This window comes from Williamsia sp. Y844, from assembly GCF_056786475.1.
Genome location: NZ_JBXCJB010000001.1, coordinates 895409 through 914944, shown reverse-complemented (window position 1 = coordinate 914944; position 19536 = coordinate 895409). Strand labels below are relative to the sequence as shown.

Annotated in this window: 15 protein-coding genes; 5 read left to right on the top strand and 10 right to left on the bottom strand. The window is 62.4% G+C overall.

Annotated elements, in window-relative coordinates; genetic code table 11:
- Positions 1–21: 21 nt before the first annotated feature.
- Positions 22–990 carry a GGDEF domain-containing protein gene (locus AC1TQG_RS04120; RefSeq protein ID WP_482135659.1) on the top strand — a complete coding sequence of 323 codons (969 nt, stop codon included), beginning with the start codon at positions 22–24 and terminating at the stop codon, positions 988–990.
- A 30-nt stretch (positions 991–1020) separates the two neighbouring features.
- Here the strand turns inward: AC1TQG_RS04120 and AC1TQG_RS04115 are convergent, their stop codons facing one another.
- The 7 genes from AC1TQG_RS04115 to AC1TQG_RS04085 all read right to left on the bottom strand — a co-directional run bounded on the left by AC1TQG_RS04115 (position 1021) and on the right by AC1TQG_RS04085 (position 9162).
- Positions 1021–2475, bottom strand: coding sequence for a hypothetical protein (locus tag AC1TQG_RS04115; protein WP_482135658.1), 1455 nt, complete (start codon positions 2473–2475; stop codon positions 1021–1023).
- Between the two features lie 80 nt (positions 2476–2555).
- Positions 2556–3929 (bottom strand): sugar transferase, encoded by a 1374-nt coding sequence (locus AC1TQG_RS04110; protein ID WP_482135657.1) that lies wholly within the window; start codon positions 3927–3929, stop codon positions 2556–2558.
- Positions 3926–5038 carry a glycosyltransferase gene (locus AC1TQG_RS04105; protein WP_482135656.1) on the bottom strand — a complete coding sequence of 371 codons (1113 nt, stop codon included), beginning with the start codon at positions 5036–5038 and terminating at the stop codon, positions 3926–3928. The genes AC1TQG_RS04110 and AC1TQG_RS04105 overlap by 4 nt, the downstream gene beginning before the upstream one ends.
- A gap of 42 nt (positions 5039–5080) precedes the next feature.
- Positions 5081–6163: a glycosyltransferase gene (locus AC1TQG_RS04100; protein WP_482135655.1), complete on the bottom strand. Its 1083-nt coding sequence runs from the start codon at positions 6161–6163 to the stop codon at positions 5081–5083.
- Between the two features lie 19 nt (positions 6164–6182).
- Entirely contained in the window at positions 6183–6956 is a 774-nt protein-coding gene (gene rfbF, locus AC1TQG_RS04095; RefSeq protein ID WP_482135654.1) for a glucose-1-phosphate cytidylyltransferase, read from the bottom strand.
- Entirely contained in the window at positions 6953–8137 is a 1185-nt protein-coding gene (locus AC1TQG_RS04090) for a DegT/DnrJ/EryC1/StrS family aminotransferase (protein WP_482135653.1), read from the bottom strand. The genes rfbF and AC1TQG_RS04090 overlap by 4 nt, the downstream gene beginning before the upstream one ends.
- Complete coding sequence (locus tag AC1TQG_RS04085) at positions 8134–9162, bottom strand: NAD-dependent epimerase/dehydratase family protein (protein WP_482135652.1); 1029 nt, start codon at positions 9160–9162, stop codon at positions 8134–8136. The genes AC1TQG_RS04090 and AC1TQG_RS04085 overlap by 4 nt, the downstream gene beginning before the upstream one ends.
- A 220-nt stretch (positions 9163–9382) precedes the next feature.
- On the opposite strand from AC1TQG_RS04085, the gene AC1TQG_RS04080 reads away from it, so the two are divergent.
- Both AC1TQG_RS04080 and AC1TQG_RS04075 read left to right on the top strand, forming a co-directional pair.
- Positions 9383–10531, top strand: coding sequence for a hypothetical protein (locus AC1TQG_RS04080; protein ID WP_482135651.1), 1149 nt, complete (start codon positions 9383–9385; stop codon positions 10529–10531).
- Positions 10528–11976 carry a tyrosine-protein kinase domain-containing protein gene (locus AC1TQG_RS04075; RefSeq protein WP_482135650.1) on the top strand — a complete coding sequence of 483 codons (1449 nt, stop codon included), beginning with the start codon at positions 10528–10530 and terminating at the stop codon, positions 11974–11976. Before AC1TQG_RS04080 ends, AC1TQG_RS04075 begins: the two co-directional genes overlap by 4 nt.
- Here AC1TQG_RS04075 and AC1TQG_RS04070 read toward each other — a convergent pair.
- On the bottom strand, positions 11973–13598 hold the full coding sequence (locus AC1TQG_RS04070) for a NosD domain-containing protein (protein ID WP_482135649.1): 1626 nt from the start codon (positions 13596–13598) through the stop codon (positions 11973–11975). The two genes, AC1TQG_RS04075 and AC1TQG_RS04070, sit on opposite strands and share 4 nt — an antisense overlap.
- A 28-nt stretch (positions 13599–13626) precedes the next feature.
- Positions 13627–14880: an EAL domain-containing protein gene (locus tag AC1TQG_RS04065; RefSeq protein WP_482135648.1), complete on the bottom strand. Its 1254-nt coding sequence runs from the start codon at positions 14878–14880 to the stop codon at positions 13627–13629.
- Positions 14881–15283: 403 nt separating this feature from the next.
- Between AC1TQG_RS04065 and AC1TQG_RS04060 the strand changes: the two genes are divergently transcribed.
- Positions 15284–16345 (top strand): GGDEF domain-containing protein, encoded by a 1062-nt coding sequence (locus tag AC1TQG_RS04060; RefSeq protein WP_482135647.1) that lies wholly within the window; start codon positions 15284–15286, stop codon positions 16343–16345.
- On the opposite strand, the gene AC1TQG_RS04055 is transcribed toward AC1TQG_RS04060, so the two are convergent.
- A complete protein-coding gene (locus tag AC1TQG_RS04055) occupies positions 16306–17061 on the bottom strand; it encodes a hypothetical protein (RefSeq protein ID WP_482135646.1) in 756 nt (251 codons plus the stop codon). The two genes, AC1TQG_RS04060 and AC1TQG_RS04055, sit on opposite strands and share 40 nt — an antisense overlap.
- Before the next feature lie 356 nt (positions 17062–17417).
- Between AC1TQG_RS04055 and AC1TQG_RS04050 the strand changes: the two genes are divergently transcribed.
- Complete coding sequence (locus AC1TQG_RS04050; RefSeq protein WP_482135645.1) at positions 17418–19526, top strand: Rv1355c family protein; 2109 nt, start codon at positions 17418–17420, stop codon at positions 19524–19526.
- Positions 19527–19536: the final 10 nt, after the last annotated feature.

Below are 19536 nucleotides of genomic sequence, written 5' to 3'. Positions count from 1 at the left end.
GGGACAGTCAGGGGAAGCAGGATGCGGTTGATCGAAACGGGGGCCGGAGTGCGGCAGGACTGGTCGGGTTGGGATGCCCGGTCATTGGCGACGGTGATGGATTCCCTCGTCGGTGGTCTGGTTGTGGTGACCCCCGAGGGCAAAGTCGAGGCCGCCAACGCGGCCGCGGACCGGGTTCTGGAGCTCTCCGGCAGGCGGTCAAAACTCGAGTTCAACGAGTCCTGCTCCGTGACGTTCCGCAGCGATTGCGGCGCGCGCCTGGTTGCAGGCGATTTCCCAAACCAACGTGCCATCGCCACCGGCGGGCCCGTCTCGGGGATCACTCTCGGCGTCGACCGCATCGACGGCAAGCGCGTCTGGCTCGACTGCAGTGCCACCCTGCTGCACCCCGAGGAGCCGGAGTCGCTGGTGATCGTGTCGTTCAACGACGTCACCGAATTGCGGACCATGCGCGAGCGTCTTGCGATCGATGGGGAACGCGACGCGCTGACCGGGCTACCCAACCTGAAATACGTGATCCGGTACATCAACGAACTGCTGGGGACCGTCCGTTCAATGGATCGTCCCAAGGTCGATGTGGTCATGGTGATCAACTTCGACAAACTGCGGCAACTGAACGACTCCCTGGGACATCTGGGCGGCGACAGGGCACTTGCGATGACGGCCGAGCGCTTGCGCGACGAGTTGCCCGAACCGCATCTGATCGGGCGGGTGGTCGGGGCCGAGTTCATCGCGGTCCTGCGTGATGTCGACGAAGAAGACGTCGAAGACGTCTCGGACTTCGTCCACGTCCTGCTGACCGAGCCGTCAGAGATCGATGGCACGCAGGTCCGGCTCCGGGCGAGTGTGGGGATGGCACGTATCCGGCCGGGCGATCGGCGCAGCGCCGAGGACATCATCAGCGCTGCCGACACCGCGATGTATCACGCCCGGACCAAGGGCGGCGGTCACACAGTCGACTTCGACGCCCTGAACCCCGCTGATCAGTAACTGGCCCTATTGCTCAATGACAGGGCGTGATCACCGAACTCGTTTGATCAACGACCCGGATTCGTAGCGGTGCCCGTCGGCGCGCAGTTCTGCTTCGGCCAGGCGTCGTCGGAGGTCGGCGTTCTGCTCGCGCAAGGCCCTGAGTTCAGTTGTTGTGCCGCTGCTCATCTCGATGTCGCCGTACTGGCGGCGGGTGTGGAACAAAGTGGCCACCGACATGTCGAGTTCGATCGTGATCGCCTCCGTGGCCATCTCGTCGGCCGTCTTACCTCTCGCCAAACGCTTGCCAGCGGGGCGTTGCCTGCCTGTCCCGGGAATCCGCCAGGGGCTACGGGGCATCTTGTGTGATCGGTAGCGCCACACCATGCTCCACGTCTCGCCGACGTAGATCGTGAATGCGATACCGGAGATGACCGTCAGAGCGACCAGCATCGCGTCGCCGTGCAGGAAGATGATCGACGGCACCATCGTCGCCGCGCGGAAGATGTCCCACATCATCCGGAAGCGAGTGCGCCCGAGGAACGGGAGGATCCGGTCGATCGGGATGATCACGATGTTGAGGCAGTTGTAGACGGCGGTCGCGGCGAAGAAAGCCCACAGATCGCCCGACGTGCCCGAATCGGGGAGTATGCCGGTGATCAGCACTGCGACAACACTGGCGACGAGGCATCCCAGGCCGAGCGCGGAACCGAACAACAATCCGTTGCGCGTCCCGGATCGGACCGTCGTCCGTGACTGCTCGCGAATCCCTCTGGCGACCGTGGTGTCGATGGCCGGCGTCAGGATCTGCCCGGCGATCGTCTGAAAGCCGTTGGTGACACGGGTGGCCAACGCCCAGGCGGGTGCAAAGCTGCCCAGTGTCCCGGCGGCGAGAGCACCGGACTGCATCGACAGGCCGTTGAAGAACTGTCCGGTGATCAAGGCGCCGCCGCTGTGGATGTCATGGCCGATCGAGCCGAGGCCGTAGGGTATCCGGGTGAACGCCATGCGCCTGATCTTTGTGCGCAGCAATGCAATTGCCGCCGCCAGTCCGTACGCTGCCGCGATGCAGACGATGAAGCTGAACTCGTTGCCGGAGGCCAGGCACAGCAGTACGTTCCCGGTCAGCAGAATGCAGGCATAGGTGAAGCGCATGACCATGAACTCGGGATAGCAGTCCGCTGCCACCAGGACTGCCTGCGCGATGAGATATGACGCCTGAGCAACCAAAACGATGGCCACACAGGCGACGACGGTGCCTGCGGAATGGTTGACCGAATAGACGGTCACTCCGGTCAGTAGTATCCCGAGGCCGAGCGCTCCGGTGCAGAGCAGTGCCGAGCGCACGAGACTCTGTGATCGACGTTCACCGAGATGCGCAGTGGGCAAGCGGTAACCGATGGCCAGTGTGGAAACACCGGCCGTGATCGTCGAGCACGCAACCACGACAAGGATGAACACCAAGACATCGTCGAGGCCGAAAAATGCCGGAAGAACGCCGGACACCAACGTCATTCCTTGCGCCAGAAATCCCACTCCTACGGAGCGGAGATTCTTGATGCGCGAGAGGATCTGCATTCTGGCCGCTACGAACCCGTCCGATGCAACACCGCACGAACAGTCAGGATGATGATCTTGATGTCGAGCCAGACCGACCAGTTCTCGATGTAGAAGTTGTCGTAGAGAGCCCGGTCGTTGATGTTGGTGTCCCCGCGGAGCCCATTGATTGCAGCCCACCCGGTGAGTCCGACGGTGACCCGGTGCCTGTCGGTGTACGAGTACACCGAATCGCTGAACTGTGCCACGAAATGTGGGCGCTCGGGACGGGGGCCGACCAGCGACATGTCCCCTCGGACCACATTCCACAACTGGGGTAACTCATCAAGTGACGTCTGCCGGAGAAAGCGGCCCAACCTGCCCATGCGCTCGTTCTGGCCGGGCGTCCAGTCGGTATCCGAGGTATGGGTGGAGACCGGCCTCATCGACCGGAACTTCAAGAGGGTGAACGTCTTTCCGTGCCTGCCGACGCGCTCCTGGCGGAAGATGACAGGTGCCGACCTGTCGGAGAGGTAGACGCCGCAAGCGGTGACCGCGAGTATCGGCGACAGGAAGATGAGTGCGGGCACCGTCAGGCACAGGTCGAGTAACCGTTTGCAATACCAATAGAACGCCCGCTGGGCGTTGCGCCGTGCCCTGACGATCGGGATCGTGTGGATCCGGTCCATCCCCGGGGTCAGGTGCAGGAACTCGAAAAGCCTTGGAACGATGTAGATCTCGCAGTCCATTTCGTCACATGCGCGCAGGTCTGCGACGAGTGAGGAATCGGGACGATTCCGGAACGACACGATGATCGTGCCGATTTGCTCGCGCCTGACGAGCTCGGCGAGCGGGACATCGGAGATGACCGGGATCTGGAACCGGTCGGTGTCGAACATGGGTTCGGCGTCGATGACCACCACCGGCTCGAGCCCGAGTTCTGGCTGTCGGGTCATACTCTCCACGAGTACCGAGGCGACCGTTCCGCTGCCCACGATGGCGGTGCGGCTTCGTGCACTCGGTCGCCTGCGCCGACGACTGCGCCGCATCCAGTAATAGATGAGCCGGATGGAAAACAAGACGACCGTCAGGAATCCGGCGGTGAACAAGGCCCACAGCGTTGTGGACTCGTGATCAAAGATGACCAGGCCGGTCAGGACTGCGATGGACACCGTGACGGTCAGTCTCGGGAAATCGTCGAGCGCAGAGAGCGTGATCGCCCGAGCGTAACCGCCGGTGAACTCGATGAACAGGGTGACGATGAGTGCGGCGACAAGTGTGACCTTGAACGAATTCGACCACAGTGTCATGAAGGCGGTGATCGCAACAAGGTCCAACATGACCAACGTGGTGTCGGTGCGTCGAAGGGTTCCCGAACCGAGTTGGACCATGGTGGTGCTCACCGAGATGTCGGTGGTGCTCATCGTCCCTCGACTTTCTGCCCGGAAACGAGTGATTGTGCCAGCTCTGCCACCGCACGTGATGATTGCCGGTGGTCGAACCATCGCTCGATCCGTGCCCGTCCGGCCAGACCTTCGGATCTGGTCAGGTCGGGATTGTCGAAACGCTTGCGGATCTCGGCCCCGAGGCCGTTGATGTCGCCGATCGGGAGTACGGTTCCGGCCCCACCCACAGATTGTTTCATTCCGCCGCAGTCAAAGGCGACGACGGCGGTGCCGGCCGCCATCGCCTCCATGGGAACCAACGCCATACCCTCTACCCGGGACGGAACCACCACAACGTCGGCGACCGACATGTACGCAGTCGGGTTGTCGCGGCTACCCATCCATCGCACCGACGGATGCCTGCCGTGGACGCTCTCTCGTAGTTGTTGTGCCAGCGGACCGTCGCCGACCATCACCAGCATGGCGGTCGGGTGAGTCGGGACCACATCCTGCCATGCCTCCAACAACATGTCCTGACCCTTCTGCCGGGCCAGACGACCCACGCAGACCGCCAGCGGTCCGCCGGACAGCTCGAGCGTCGCGCGAAGGGACTCGATATCCGATGCCGGCCGAACCACCTCGGTGTCAACACCATTGGCGATGACGGCGTAGTTCCCGTCGATTCCCGCCGATATACCGATGCGGTGTTCGTCGTCGCTGACACACAACAGGCGATGAGCCCACCGTGCACCGAGTCGCTCCCAGCCGCGCGCCAACCGGGTGACGGGGGAGTCCACTGCCTGGAACGACCACAGGTGTGGCTGGAAGATCGTCGGCACACTACCTCGCAGAGCGAGCCTGCCTGCCAGTCCTGCCTTGGAACTGTGCAGGTGGACCACATCAGGTTCGGCGGCGCGGAACACAGCGTGCAGGCGCCTGGTCTCGGCGGCAATCGATGGCCCGGGTGAGCGGGTCGCAGGCCAGGGATGAACGGGCACACCCAGTTGCGCGGCGCGTTCGGGGAGCGGGCCGATGGGTGGGCAGGCCAACATCGGCGACCAACCGCGGGACATCTGGTCGGCAAGCAGGGCCGAGACAACCGCTGCAACGCCGGCATCCACCGGCTGTGACACATGCATGATCTTCATTGGCGTTGTCCTGCCGATGGATTCGGATGAATTGGCGGAGGACTACCCGTGGACGAGATGGCGTAGCAGCGCATCGTAGCTCTCCATCATCAGGCCGGGGTTGTACCTGCTCCGTATGGTCTCCATTCCGAGATCGGCTTCGAGCGCGCGGGCCGATTCGTCGTGCAACAGTTCCCGGAACGCATCGGCGATCGCGTCGACATCCTGGGCACAGACGAGTCGCCCGCCGCCGGTGCCCAGGATCTCGCGGAGTCCGTCGACATCGGTGGCCACCACCGGCCTGCCGGCCGACAGCGACTCCAGGATGGAGATCGGCAGTCCCTCCCAGTCGCTGGTCAGCACCGAGATGTCGCACGCTGCAAGGAGCTTGGGGACATCCGACCGCACACCGCTGCCGAAAAAGCGCACTCGATCGCCCAGTTCCAGGCGCTGGGCCTGGGATTCGAGTTCGGGCCGCAGTGACCCGTCCGAGGCGAGTATCAGCAACTCTTCGCCGGACAGTTCGGCCCAGGCGTCGAGGAGAACGTCGTGCCGCTTCTGCGGTTCCATCCTCGCCAGGCACAGCGCCACCGGTCTGTCGGCCGGGATGCCTAGTTCTGTGCGGCAGAGCGCACGGTCCGGGCGGGGCATGTCGGTGATGGCGTTGCGGATCACGCTGAGCGGCAACTTTCGCCTGCCGGCAACGGACTGAAGCCTGGTGGCGATCGCCTCGGACACGGTGACGATGTGGTCCGCGGTCGCAGCCAGGATCCGGGCCGAACGGTGGTAGTCGTCGTCGGCGACACCGTGAAAGATCGAGAGCACCGGAACCTGGCGCTGAGCCAGCCGGGTCAGTGCGCTTGCCGACACATTGTGGGCGATTATCGCATCCGGTTGATAATCGGAAATCGCCTTGGCAGCATGGTTTCTCGCCTTCACCAGGCCGCCAAGCGAGCGCCGGGGCGGTTCGACGAAGAATTGCGGCACGCCTGCGTCGGCCAACAGGTCGGCACGTTGACCACCACCGGAGGCAACAGCGGATTCCCATCCCACCTGATCGCCGCCTGCGACCAACTCGGCGACCACGGATTCGGCTCCGCCAACACCCATCTCGCTGATCACATGCAGCACCCGTAGAGAACTCATCACAGTGCCCCGGTGTTCATCACGACCAGATCTTCCAGGGAGCGTTGCCCGAATCCCACATCTGATTGAGGTTGATCTTGTCCCACATGGTGTCCATGCCGAGCCAGAAGCCATCGTGCCGGTACGACGACAACTGGCCGTCGGCGGAGAGGCGTTCCATCGGCTTGCGTTCGAAGATCGTCGGGTCCCCGTCCTCGATGTAGTCGAGGATCTCTGGTTCGGCCACGAAGAACCCACCGTTGACCCAGCCGCTGCTGCCAAGGGGTTTTTCGCTGAAAGTGGTTGCGCCACGGTCTCCGATCTCCAGGGTTCCGTAGCGGCCGGGAGGCTGCACGGCGGTCACCGTGGCGATCGTGTTGTTGTTCTTGTGGAAATCGACGACCTTGCGGACATCGAGATCGGCGACCCCGTCGCCATAGGTGAAGGAGAACGTCTCGTCGCCGATGTGTTCTCTCGCCCGCAGCAGCCGGCCGCCGGTCTGGGTGTCCAGGCCGGTGTCGAGGAGGGTGACCTTCCACGGCTCTGCCTTCGACTGCAGCGTGGTGATCGTGTCGGTCGCCAGGTCGATGGTCACATCAGAGGTGTGCAAGAAGTAGTTCGCGAAGTACTCCTTGATCATGTAGCCCTTATAGCCGAGTAGCACCACGAACTCGGTGATGTCGGCTGCGCCATAGATTTTCATGATGTGCCACAAGATCGGCTGGCCGGCGATCTCGACCATGGGCTTGGGTCGGGTCTGCGATTCCTCGCTGATGCGGGTCCCGCGACCACCGGCAAAGATGACAGCCTTCATCGGTTGTCCTTTTCTGTGTGCAAAAAACTCCGCAGCAACCCCACGACCCGGTCGACGTGCTGTTCTTCCAGCATCAGAGCCGAGGGCAGGTTGATCGAGCGTTGTGCGATGTCGTAGGCCACCGAGTTGGTGGCACGTGCGGTGCGGACCTGGTCCGGGTAGTTCGAAAACGCCTGCAACGAGCTGAGCGGCGGGAAGAAGGGGCGCGTATCGACACCGTTGTCGTCGAAGTACGCCATCATCTGCCGGGTCGAGGTGCCAAACGCCTTGTCCACGACGATGTTTGTCATCCAGTATGTGTTGACGCTGCCTGCGCTCTGCGCGTTGAGTTGGACGCCGTCGAGGTCGGCGAGTCTGTCGCGGTACCAACCGAACAGCTGCCGTTTCTTCGCAACCAGTTCGTCGACGCGCTGCAATTGGGCTCGGCCGAAAGCAGCCTGCAAGCTGCTCATCTGGTACTTGAATCCCGGGATGTCGGATACCAGTTGTGCGTGCGCGCCGGGCCGCCGTCCCAGATTGCGGAGCTGGGCCATCCTCTCGTGCAGGTCGGTTCGGTCGGTGACCACGATGCCGCCCTCGCCCGAGGTCAGTGTCTTGGTTCCGTGGAAACTGAACACACCCATGTCGCCGAGCATCCCGGCCGGAATGCCGTGATGCCTCGCGCCGATCGCCTGTGCGGCGTCTTCGATGACAGGGATGTCGCCCGCGAGCTCGCGAATCGCCGACATGTCCGGGACGTCCCCGTACAGGTCGACGGTGACGATGGCCTTGGTCCGCGGGCTCAGGCGTGCTCTCAACGAATCGGCTGACATGCACCAGGTGTCGGCGTCGATGTCGGCGAATACCGGGGTTGCGCCGGTGTAGGTGATCGGGGCCGCGGTTGCCACAAAGGTGGTCTCGGGAACGATCACCTCATCGCCGGGACCGAGATCGAGTGCAACCATCGCCAGGTGAAGTGCCGAGGTCGCATGTGGGACTGCCAGCGCGTGGCGTGCACCGAGGTGGGCCGCGAACTCCGTTTCGAACAACCCGACGGACTGGCCGGCGTTTCCGTACCAGTCGTGCAGTGCCGCGTCCGCGACGAACTTGGCCTCCAATTCGGTGACCCACGGACCGGCGACCGGGATGCGCTCGGAGAAGTCGTGCAATGCGCGGCCTACTTCGTGGTCGGTCCCACTCATATCGTCACAACGCTGCGTAGGTCGATGTCCAACGCGCCTGCGTCGAGCAATTGTTTGATGGTCCGTAGCCGGAAGTACCTGGGTCCGTTGAAGAGTTCGTCTGTCATCGCACCCGAATACGCGTTGTACAACTCTTCGATGCCGCGCGGCACCGTCCATTGCGGGGCGTAGCCGGGCAGGTTCCGTTCGATTTTCGAGAAGTCGACCTTGTAGTCACGAATGTCTGGTGCGGCACCTTCGCCGAGACTCACGACGCAATCGGGGACCACGCGGGCGACAAGATTTGCGATATCCCTGACCTGGTAGTTTTCGCCGACTCGACCGACGTTGAAGGCCTCGTTGTGAATTGCCTCGCGAGGTGCGTCGAGGACACAGGCGAAGGCGTGGGCGATATCGAGTACGTGGACAAGCGGGCGGTGTGGTGTGCCGTCACTTTCCATCACGACCTTGCCGCTGGTCACCGCGTGAGCGACGAGGTTGTTGACCACGATGTCGCACCGCAGGCGTCGCGAGAGTCCGTATGCCGTTGCGTTGCGCAGATAGACCGGGGAGAAGTTGGCGTCGGCAAGTTCCATCAACGCCTGCTCAACCCGGATCTTGGATTCGCCGTAGGGCGTGACGGGATTGAACTCCGCGTTCTCGTCGACCTCGTTGTCACCGCCCTTGCCGTAGAGGCTGCAGGAAGAAGAGAAAAGGAATCTTGACACCCCGGCGGTTTTCGCGGCCTTAGCTAAATGCACGGAAGAATCTAAATTGATCGTGTAGGTCAGAATTGGATTGAGGTCTGACAAAGGGTCATTAGATAGGGCTGCTAAATGAATTACCGCGTCGAATCCTTCGAGATCATCCGGAGTAACGTCCCGCAGATCCTTCGCCACCACCGGCCGAATGTCAGGCGCCCCAAGGAAATTCCCGGTTTCGAAGTAGTCGTTGTCCAGCCCGAAGACCTCATGGCCGCACTGGGTCAGCATTGATGACATCTCGGTTCCGAGGTATCCCAAATGGCCGGTCATCAGTAGTTTCATTATCGCTTCAATCGCCGCTGGAAGATTCCGGAGTGACCATACTACGTAATTGATCTATTGAAGAATGAGAGCAATCACAATGCGCAGGAAGGGCACATCTGAGCTATTGTCTTGAAAAGAAGCGCCGCGACTCGGCGCGTGCCCGTTCGATCGTGCCCGGGGGAGCGCGAGATGAAACCCCTGGGCGTAGGTGTCAAGAGTAGGATCCGTTCGCGAAATCATGTTTACGACAACCGGTCTGGTAGGTATCGGCTTCAGATACCAGCGGTACCGCCATGTGTTCATGGCACTGGCGACTGCTTACGCCTTTGTGTTCGGCGTCTTCGTTGTCATGCACCGGACGGTCATTCTTCCACCCAAGTTCTCCTACGACGGCGACGTGATCGCGCAGCTCGCCACCGGCCGGATCGTCATCAGGGAAGATGCCTCGTACACGAATACCGCACGGGTGTACGACTTCATGGGACTTGGTCCGCATGCGACCGCGGCCTCCCTGTTGGGGCTGGCGGCGGCAACGGCTGTGGTGCTGGTGTGTCTGGTGCGCACCAGGGGATATCCCGGCGGGCTTCCGGAAGCCGTTCTGGCCGGCCTGATAATTGTCTTGGCAGCGGTGTACATCGGGTACTACTCCAAGGAACTGACCGTTCTGCCGTTCACGGCCCTGGTGCTCCTGGTGCCGAGCAGCGTTGTCTTCGACGCGGTTCTGGTTGCCGCGATGCTGGTCTATGCGCAGGTCTTCCGACAGTATTGGGTCATCATCGCGGTTGTATACGTGGCGTTACGGATCGTGAATTGGCGCCGAATACGTGTGATCTCCAGCGTCGCAATGGGAGTCGCGTCGCTGGTTGCGCTGGCGGTGGCATTTGCCGTCCTTCTCGGGCTGCCTGTCGATCACTATCGCGAGATGGTGAACAGCACTCGCGGCGCGGGGCCGGATTCGATGACCGCCATCGGTTCGTTCACCGATATCGCCGATCCGCTCGGAGGCATCGTCAACGCGATCGCGAGTTTTGCGTTCCTGTTCGTACCCATCCCGATGGTGCTGCTCGGCGGGGCCTACTACGCCGGACTCGCAATACTGATCGCGGGCATCTGGGCATACTTCTTCGTGTCGCTGAGCCGAGTCGGGAGGGTTTTGCAGGGAGCCTCGACGGATATCAACGTGTTGGTGAGAAGGTCGATGGCATTCGTGCTCGCCTTCGTCACGGTGCAGGCGATATTCGAACCCGACTTCGGTTCAGCGCTCCGGCATCAGGTTCCGATATTGCCATTGGTGTTGCTGGTCTGCCTGGTCGCACGAGGCTCACCGGCTTCTCATGACAACTCGACGATCGAACACCACGAATCCACCATGGAGCAAAAGACATGACATCCCGGACACCGGATCGACGAGATGCCAACTGGCTGAGGCTATGTGCGAACGCACTCCGCAACGGTTGGATTCTGATCGTGGCGATCACGGTTGTGGTGGTACTGGCGGGGGTGGGATACACGCTCACACAGAAATCCGAGTACGAGTCCACCGCCACCCTGTATGTCAGTTCGGTGGCGAACCAGAGCGGTGAACGTGAATCCCCCGAGGGCTTGCAGGGGCTCGTCGCCACCTATTCAGAACTGGCCACGTCCACCGAGATCGTGACCGCGGCCTTGCGTGACGCCCAGATCGTCATGCCGGTCGCCGACGCGATCAAGGAGATCACCGCACTGGCCGTACCGGAAACCACGCTGCTCGAGGTTGCGGTGCGCGATACCGATGCCGGCCTGGCTCAAAGGCTCGCCAATGGCGTCGCGGTGTCGCTCGCCGGGTTCATGTCCACCGCGGACAAGCAGGGCAAATCCGAGCCGGCACAAATGCGGATCGTCACCCCGGCCCAGACCGGCGAGCAGGTGTCGCCCAATCTGATCGCGAATGTGTTCTGGTCGTTGATCTTCGGAATCGTGGTCGCAACAGCGGTCGTGATCACGCGGGCCGTACTCGACAATCGCCTGCGGAGCGCTGTGGACGTGGCAATGGTGCCGGGTGCACCGCCGGTGCTCGCCGAGATCTCGTCGAAGGGCTTGGAGTCGGTCGACGGTTTCCCGTACCTGCCAGTGCGGGGCACTGCTGCAGCGCAGTCCTTCGACGTCTTGTCGACCAACGTCGCCTATGCGACAGGGGACAACCCGATCTCCAGCATTCTGGTCACGAGCCCGACGAAGTCGCCGGAGCAATCGGTGGTCGCATCGAATCTTGCTGCAGCACTGTCGAAAACGGGGCGCTCTGTGGTACTCGTCAGAGCTGATCTGTCTGATGTCGGCGAGGAGGTGTCCGAGCCCGGGGTCAGCTCAGTGCTGGGTGGTTCCCATCCGCTCGATGACAAGATCTTCGGAAAGTTGGTGCCCGGGCCCCTGGTGCTCGGCACCGGCCCACGCAGCGGTGCGGGACCGGAGTTGCTGAAGTCCCCACGCGCCACGGAGATGTTCGACGAACTCAAGAAGTCGTTCGAGCACGTGGTCATCGAGGGCCCGCCGGTCCTGGAAGGTGACATCGCGTCGGTCCTGGCGGTCGGCGCCGAAGGAACTCTCATCGTCTGTGTCGGCGGTCGGACCCGGGCGGGGGAGTTCACGGATGCACTTGACCAGCTGGCGAAGGTGCGAGCCAAGGTGATCGGCTCGGTTCTCATCCCGGCGGTCGGCCGTGGGCGTCGAAAGCCGAAGAGCAACAGCGAATCACCGAAGAGCATCGCCCCGGCGGTCCTCTCCGGGGCCTCCGAACCTGCGGCAGAAGGCGAGCCTGTGACAGAAGCCGAGCCGGTGAAGGCCGTCGATGGCTAGGAGACCGAGACACCTTCCGGGACGTTGACGGTTGGGACCGTGACATCGACGAACTCGTTGGCGTCCAACGATCCCGTCGACTCGGAGCGGTCGAACAGGTTGATCCCGTTGGTGCATCGGGAGATACGGTTACCGCGGTGCTCGATCCGTCCGGTGGTGGCGTTCGTATCGAGGATGCCGTCGGCAAATCCCGAAATGCTGTTTCCGTCCGTGATGGTGTCGGCCGACTCGTCGTTGCTGTTCTCGAACTGGATGCCGGCATGGGAACGGTCTCCGTTGCGGGAGAGCGTATTCTGGCGTGCTGCCGGACCGGTGGTATGCCAGAACGTGATCCCGTCGGCCTGAAAATCGGTCAGTGTGTTGCGTTCGAATCGGCATGACACCCCAAGGGTGACGCTGCCACCGACGGTGGTGACACCCTCCGCGGTCGTGTTGCCCGTGTTGTCGGTGGCGTGACAATTGCGTGGCTGGTCATCGACGTTGTCGACGCCGAACATGGCGATGTACGAATCGGCGTGACCGGACACGGTGATCGAGTTGCGCTCCACCGCAGTCATTGTGGTCGATCCGTACAACATCACCGCAGCCCGGTGAGGCGCGTAGGACTCGCCCTGTCGGTCGGAGTCGGCGCGGGTGACCTCAATTGTGTTGTCGGCGACGGTGACCTCGCTGCTGCGGATCACCGCCACACCCCACCAGGTGCTGTCGGCGACAGTGTTGTTGATGATCGTGGCCTGTGTGATGTCCTCGACGACGATGCCCCGGCGGAACTGACCCCGAACGGTGTTGTTCGCGACCGTATAGATCGAGTTCGGCATCGGTCCGGACTCTTGCTCCCGGTCTTTCAATGCCTCGCAGTGGATTCCGATACGTGCATCGGATCCGGCCCGGCAGTCGACCTCGTTGCCGATGATGGTCGCGGCGGCACCCCATGTGACGATTCCGTCGCCCCGGTCCTCACCCAGCGTCGACTCGAGATCGTCCGGACCGTCACCGGCGCCAAGTACGTCTTTGATGCGGTTGTTCAGGATTCGGGTGTAGTACCACTCGCCGTAGGGGTCCACGCCGATCCCGCTCTGGAACGACTCGATGAAGCACTCGGAGACCTCGACGTTGTTGGCCTTGATCGTGATGGCGAACGGGTTTTCGCCGGTCTGCGATCGAGCCCCGAGCAGGCCGGGATTTGTCATGCGCAGTCGGTGGATCCGGGATCCGGACCCGGTCACGGTCAGTCCCGATGCCTGTGCGATCCCATCGGTGAACTTCAGCTCGCCCGGGCCGGAAAGGTGTTTTCCACCAGGAAGTTCGAGGCCTGCGGTACATCGGAGCACCGCCCCGCCGGGGATCACGATCTCGCAGCCTGCCGGCGTGGTGTCGAGAATCGACTGCAGGGCCGCGGTCGCGTCGTCCGAACCGGTCAGGTCGGCGTCGGTATCCGAGAGAACATACGTTGACGGAACGCTGAGGTCGTCGTCGTCGCCGCTGGTCGGTGTTCCGGCATCGGACGACGAACATGCGGAGATCAGCAGCGCTGCCGCCGCCGGACTTGCGATCAGAAAACGGCGCCGGGTCAGGGCAGTCGGGTGGGTGATCGGCACCGGGCCGGTTTCGAAGGCGCTCATGTCAACGCCGATGGTACGGCTCGGGCGGTTACAACCGGATGTCGCCTGCGGCTGCAGGTTTGCCGAACAGGAATCCTTGCGCATGGGTGAAACCGAGCTCGCGGAGTTTGCGTACCTCGTCTTCGCTCTCAACACCTTCGGCGACAGTGAGGATGCCGAGGGATGCCGACAACGTGCACACCGCTCCGACCAAGCTGCGCAACGGTTCGACGATACCCACCTTGGAAACGAGGGAGCGGTCGATCTTCACCACCTGCACCGGCTGTTCCACCATGTATCGCAGTGCCGCGAAACCGGTCCCGAGGTCGTCGACGCAGACAGTGCACCCGAGCGCGTCGAGTTCCAGAAGTGTTTGTGCCGCAGGGGACCCGACCTCGATCAGGTTACGTTCGGTCACCTCTACCCACACCGACTTGGCCGGAACACCCGTCGCCGCAATCGCATCGGCGACATGCTGCACCAGCCTGCGGTCGACAAGCTGGCGAGCCGAGAAGTTCACCGACATGAACAGAGCCGTGTCGCCTGATTCCCGCTGCCACTGCGCCAACTGTTCGAGTGCGACGCTCACGCCCCAGCGGCCGATCGGGACGATCAACGACGTGGCCTCTGCCGCGTCGAGGAAGTCGGCGGGGAGTCGGAGCTCATCACCCACCCGCCATCTCAGCAGGGACTCGAACCCGACACGCTTCCTTGATGCCAGGTCGACGATCGGTTGGTAGTGCAGGGTGAAGTCGCTGCCGATCGACTTCGCCAACTCGGTGGTCGCCGCCACTTCATGCTTGAGCAATTCCACGGACTGTGACGTTGCGCGGAAGGACGTCGACGAGGTGCGGATGGCATGGTGGACGGCAGCACTTGCCGCTTGGACCAGATCCGGGGCGTCGCGCGCGGTTGGCACCTCGGAGGCAATCGCGATGCCGAGGCAGGTCGGAACGAAGACAGCTTGTCCCTCGACCATCACCTGACGTGACATGCGCTCGGCGAGTCGACGTTCGACGGTCTCGGTATCGACCTTGTCGGCATTGAAGAACACCAGGATCAGGTGGTCGTACGGTCCCTCCCAGACAGCCGGATGGCCGCCGAACATCGCGCTCAGTTCGGCGGACACAGCGGGCCGGAGTTTGCTGGCCAAGCGCCAGCCCAACGCAGCCGCGAGCAGGCAGGTCGGGTCCATGGAAACAAGGACGACTCCGAGGGACGGGAATTCGACATCTGAGATGAGGGCGCGAATGGCATCGCGGGTTGCCACCGATGGCTCCAGTGGCGGGGTTGACGCTGACATGCACAACTCCCGATGATCAGTCCAGCGCAGCGGCATCCCTACAAATGCACACCTCGCGCTCGTTCAATCGTTGAGACTACCGCCCCGAGCAGATTTCGACCTCCGATGGCCGGATGTCCAACCCGTGTCTAGACTGGGTGTGGTTGTTCCCAATCGGGAACCGGCGTTGAGTGGATTTTCACGCCTCGAAGGTTTCACCATCGTCGCCCGTCTGGTCAGGGTCTCGCGCACCTGCCCGGCGGCGTCGCCACCGTGCTGGGGATTCGGATAGCTGATCGCTGTGGATAACAAAGTGTCGGAGCGTTTCGACGCACGATCGACTGCGGTACTGATAAGTACGGCGGGCGCCTTCGCGTTGCCTTTGTTCGCGTTCATACAGCCGGAATTCATTATCGACGGCGGTATGAAATACCTCGTCCTGGTCTGGCTTTTCAGCACATTCACATTCGCTGTCACGCTTTATATCGGCCGGTTGTCCGACACCCAATTCGCAATACTCGGATTCGGCGGAATGCTGGGTGTCGCCTGGTCGGCCTATCTGGTGACGGACCCGGCTGCTGCCCGAGCGATTGTGGCACTGTTGGCCGCCATCCCGGCGATCGCTGCCATGGGTTCGTCGCGGCGTGTGACGGTCTCGTTCACACTGCTCGCAATGGTGCTGGCGGTGGCACTGTCATCCATCAACGCCACCTCTGGGGTGGCACTCATCGTCGCAACCGGCGCCGCGGTCACCACCGTTTTCGTGCCGGTGTTCATGGTTGCCGCGCTCCGGCAGTCATTGGGTTCGGTGCTCCTCAAGGTCGCAAAGCTGGGCGATACCGACCCGCTGACCGGGGTGCTCAACCGTCGCGGATTGTTGAACCGAAACAGTGATCTCCTCGAGCGCATCGTCAGAACCCGTCAATCGATCGGGTTCATGATGATGGACTTCGACAACTTCAAGATCGTCAACGACAGCCATGGCCATGCTGCGGGGGATTCCGTGCTCGTGTCGGCGGCAGCCGTCATCGAGAAGACCGTGCCCAGCCGGTCGATGGTCAGCCGGTTCGGCGGCGAGGAATTCGTGGTGATGGCAGAGTCGGCAAGCCCGGCAGAACTCATCGAACTCGCCGAACAGATCCGTCACCGAATCCACGCCGAATGCGGCGTGACGATCAGTATCGGCGCAATCTACGCACCGCTGATCCGATCGACGACCGGTCGCCCCAACATCGACGACGTGATCGACTTCCTCACCAGGCAGGCGGATCGGTGCATGTATGCAGCCAAAGACGCCGGGCGCAATAAAGTGATCTCGCGCACATGTGCGCCGATTGTCTGGGTTCCTGGTCCTCCAAGCGAGCCTCAGATCGAGTTTGTCGCGGACGAACGCCGCGTGGGGAATCTCGACCTGGTCCGCAGGCGGCGGGCCGCTGACGCCCGGTCTCAGGCCGCGACGCCATTTGTCGACGACCAGACGTTCTGAGTGGCACCGGCCGCGAGGATCGAAGTGTCCTGCACCATGTGGGCGAGCACCCTCGGCTTGGCATCGATCGCGATCCGGTCACGGTCCCACCACATGAGGCTGGTCTGGTAGCGGGCATCGGGGTACGGCGAGGCGGGGATGTCTTCGGCGACCCGGCCGCCCGAGGATTCCCAGCGACGCAGCACGTGGTCCGCAGCCGTGGCCATGATGTAGCGAGCGCCGGTCAGGGTCATTGTGGGAAGGGCGACCCGGGCAAGCATCCCGGCAACGGTCGCGGCGGCGGGTCCGTCGGCGGCCCAGGCCGTCTTCATCTCGACAACACCATCCTCCAGACGCGAATCGATCGCGTCGATGACCATCTCGAGACCTGGCTGACCGGCCCATTCGAGCAGTGCGTGGGACTGGTGGGCGTTGACGTACGGCCCCTTGGCGCGCACGCCTCCGATGACCGTTCCCGAGCGATCGAGGGCGGCGTAGAACAGAGTTGTGCAATTGCCGCGGACGACGTCGTCGTACTCGAGGGCCATCTCCGCGCCGTACTTGGCGTAGCTTTCGCGAGCACCGTCGAGATACTCGATCCATACGTCCGGAACTGAGTGTGGCGTGCCGACGATCAGTGTCGTCCCGGTCTGTTCGTCGATCACCTGAGCGGTGAAATCACGTGCTCCGGTGCTGATCTGTGCGGTCCGACGATCGTGGGCGAATGCGGTGGTCATTGCGTCTCCTGGCCTGCACACTTGTGCGCGCTATTGCTATCTCACTATCGTGGATAGTTGGTGTGGGATCGTTGATGGTCTTGCAGGTAGCAAATATTTCTCAGCGTTTTGTTGCCCCTTGCTTATTGTTGCTTGTTTGTGGCCGTTATGTCACTGTGTGTCAATCTCCCTCGCCGAATTCATCCCATTTGGTTTGTCTTGCGCTCGGGCTTGGACAGTCTTCTGATCGAATGTCCAATTCAGTTGTCCGAATGTCGCTTGGGCCCATGGGATGTGGGATGTGAGCCTCCCGTATACCGTCGAGAGAACAGGCTTCAATCTCGGCCTCGCGTTGAGATTATAAACAGGATGGTGTAGTGAACGATCAGGCTAAAGAATCCATGGCCACCGTTGAGGTTTTCGAGGACGGCAATCCGGAGGGGCACAGCCGGCTCGAGGAACTGCGCGCCACATCAGGAATTGACTTCCTTGATTCGGTGGCCAACCAGTTGTCGGCAGCAGGTGAATTGATCCCGCCGCTGGGCAATCAGATTCTCGATGAGCCGGCGCGCTGGATCTACTATCCCTGGCGAAAGAAGGCAATTCGACTGCTCGGCCCCGCCGGATTTCGACGACTACGGCTGGATCGGAATCGCAACAAGTTGACCAGCGCTGAGCAGGACCGGGCCGGTGTGTTGAGAGTCGGTGTCGTCGGGCTGAGCGTCGGACATGCAGTCGCACATACCTTGGCACTCGAAGGCCTGTGCGGCCAGTTGCGGCTCACAGATTTCGACGACATCGAATTGTCGAATTTGAATCGTGTGCCGGGTTCGGTCTTTGACATCGGCCTCAACAAGGCTGTGGTCGCGGCCAGGCGCATAGCCGAGATCGATCCTTATCTCGATGTCCAGGTACATCAACAGGGTGTTCAGGAATCGACCATCGATGAGTTCTTGGCAGGCCTCGATATCGTAATCGAAGAATGCGACTCATTCGACGCCAAAGTATTGGTCCGGGATAGGGCGCGGGCACTGGGGATTCCGGTGATCATGGAAACAAGTGACGGCGGTGTTCTCGACGTCGAACGATTTGATCTGGAACCCGATCGGCCGTTGTTCCACGGTTTGCTCGGCGATTTCAATGCGGCATCATTGTCGGGGTTGTCGGCGGCGGAGAAAGTACCGTTTGCACTTCAGATTCTTGACGGCGACCGACTGACTTCGCGAATGGCGGCTTCGGTGTTCGAAATGGGCCGAACCCTGTCTGCGTGGCCGCAACTCGGTGGGGATGTCGCACTCGGTGGTGCGACCGTCGCCGCAGCTGTTCGGCGCATCGTCCGGGGAGAACCGCTACCGTCCGGTCGCATCCGGGTCGACCTCGATTCCATCCTCGATGGTCTGGCCGAACCGGCCCTGGCTGCGGCGCCCGCGCCCCGGATCGACGTCGATGTGCATGCCGAGTTCGCGGCGCTCGATGCTCGAGATGCGTTGGTGTACGCCGGATCTCGGGCGCCCTCACTCGGCAACGCACAACCCTGGCGATTTGATGCGGACGACACCGGGGTGACGGCGCGATCGAACCCCTTGTCGTCGAGGATGGATGTCGGTGGACGGGCATCGGCGGTGGCACTGGGCGCGGTGCTGCACAACATGACGGTCGCGGCTTCGGCCGTAGGGGTGGCCGGAAAGACGGCGATCACCGGGTCGGGTGCGCAACTACAGGTTCGATTCGAGTTCGATGGCGTCGTGGACGCCGATGGCGCCGCGCCTCTGCAGGCGATGCTCGATCGCCGGACAAATCGGGGATTCGGTGATCGCAGCGAGCTGGGCGACGACGTCGTCGAAGCGCTGTTGAAGCAACTGCCCGAAGGGGCGCAGACCCGCCTGATCACGGATCAGGAGACACTCGCCGCATTCGGCGTGATCGCCGGTGCGGCCGAACGTCTGCGGTATCTGGATCCGGACCTGCAGTCCGAGATGATGGCAGAGATCGTTGCTGCGTCAGAAGCCTCCTCCGACACCGGGATCGAGGTCGGCGACATGGCACTCATGCCGCAGCAGGCTCCGTTGCTGGCACTGCTGCGGCGTCCCGACGTGATGGCGCACCTCGATGCCTGGGGTGCCGGTTCCGCACTGGGCGCAGATGCACAGGGGCGGATCATGACCGCCTCTGCGCTTGCCGTGGTGACGGTCGACGGGCGAAGTGCCGACGCGTACGTGCGCGGTGGGGTGACGATGCAGGAACTCTGGATCCGCGCGCAGGCGCTGGGCTTGGCCGTCCATCCGATCACGCCGGCCTTTCTCTATGCCGACGGGTCGCCGGAATGTGGCGCGATCTCGCCGAAGAAGAGTGCCGAGTTATCCACCCTGGCAACGCAGTTCAACGAACTGTTCGATGTGAGGGGCGACCGGGCGGTCGCCGCGGTATTGCGGTTGTCGCGGACGGCCTTCGTTCCATCGGTGAGTCGGCGGCGGCCGGTGGTCTGATCTCCTTCCA

Coding starts and splice junctions, on each gene's coding strand:
- AC1TQG_RS04120 (WP_482135659.1), top strand. CDS start 22: ATGCGGTTGATCGAAACGGGGGCCGGAGTGCGGCAGGACTGGTCGGGT.
- AC1TQG_RS04110 (WP_482135657.1), bottom strand. CDS start 3,929: ATGAGCACCACCGACATCTCGGTGAGCACCACCATGGTCCAACTCGGT.
- AC1TQG_RS04105 (WP_482135656.1), bottom strand. CDS start 5,038: ATGAAGATCATGCATGTGTCACAGCCGGTGGATGCCGGCGTTGCAGCG.
- AC1TQG_RS04100 (WP_482135655.1), bottom strand. CDS start 6,163: ATGAGTTCTCTACGGGTGCTGCATGTGATCAGCGAGATGGGTGTTGGC.
- rfbF (WP_482135654.1), bottom strand. CDS start 6,956: ATGAAGGCTGTCATCTTTGCCGGTGGTCGCGGGACCCGCATCAGCGAG.
- AC1TQG_RS04090 (WP_482135653.1), bottom strand. CDS start 8,137: ATGAGTGGGACCGACCACGAAGTAGGCCGCGCATTGCACGACTTCTCC.
- AC1TQG_RS04085 (WP_482135652.1), bottom strand. CDS start 9,162: ATGAAACTACTGATGACCGGCCATTTGGGATACCTCGGAACCGAGATG.
- AC1TQG_RS04080 (WP_482135651.1), top strand. CDS start 9,383: ATGTTTACGACAACCGGTCTGGTAGGTATCGGCTTCAGATACCAGCGG.
- AC1TQG_RS04075 (WP_482135650.1), top strand. CDS start 10,528: ATGACATCCCGGACACCGGATCGACGAGATGCCAACTGGCTGAGGCTA.
- AC1TQG_RS04070 (WP_482135649.1), bottom strand. CDS start 13,598: ATGAGCGCCTTCGAAACCGGCCCGGTGCCGATCACCCACCCGACTGCC.
- AC1TQG_RS04065 (WP_482135648.1), bottom strand. CDS start 14,880: ATGTCAGCGTCAACCCCGCCACTGGAGCCATCGGTGGCAACCCGCGAT.
- AC1TQG_RS04060 (WP_482135647.1), top strand. CDS start 15,284: ATGAAATACCTCGTCCTGGTCTGGCTTTTCAGCACATTCACATTCGCT.
- AC1TQG_RS04055 (WP_482135646.1), bottom strand. CDS start 17,061: ATGACCACCGCATTCGCCCACGATCGTCGGACCGCACAGATCAGCACC.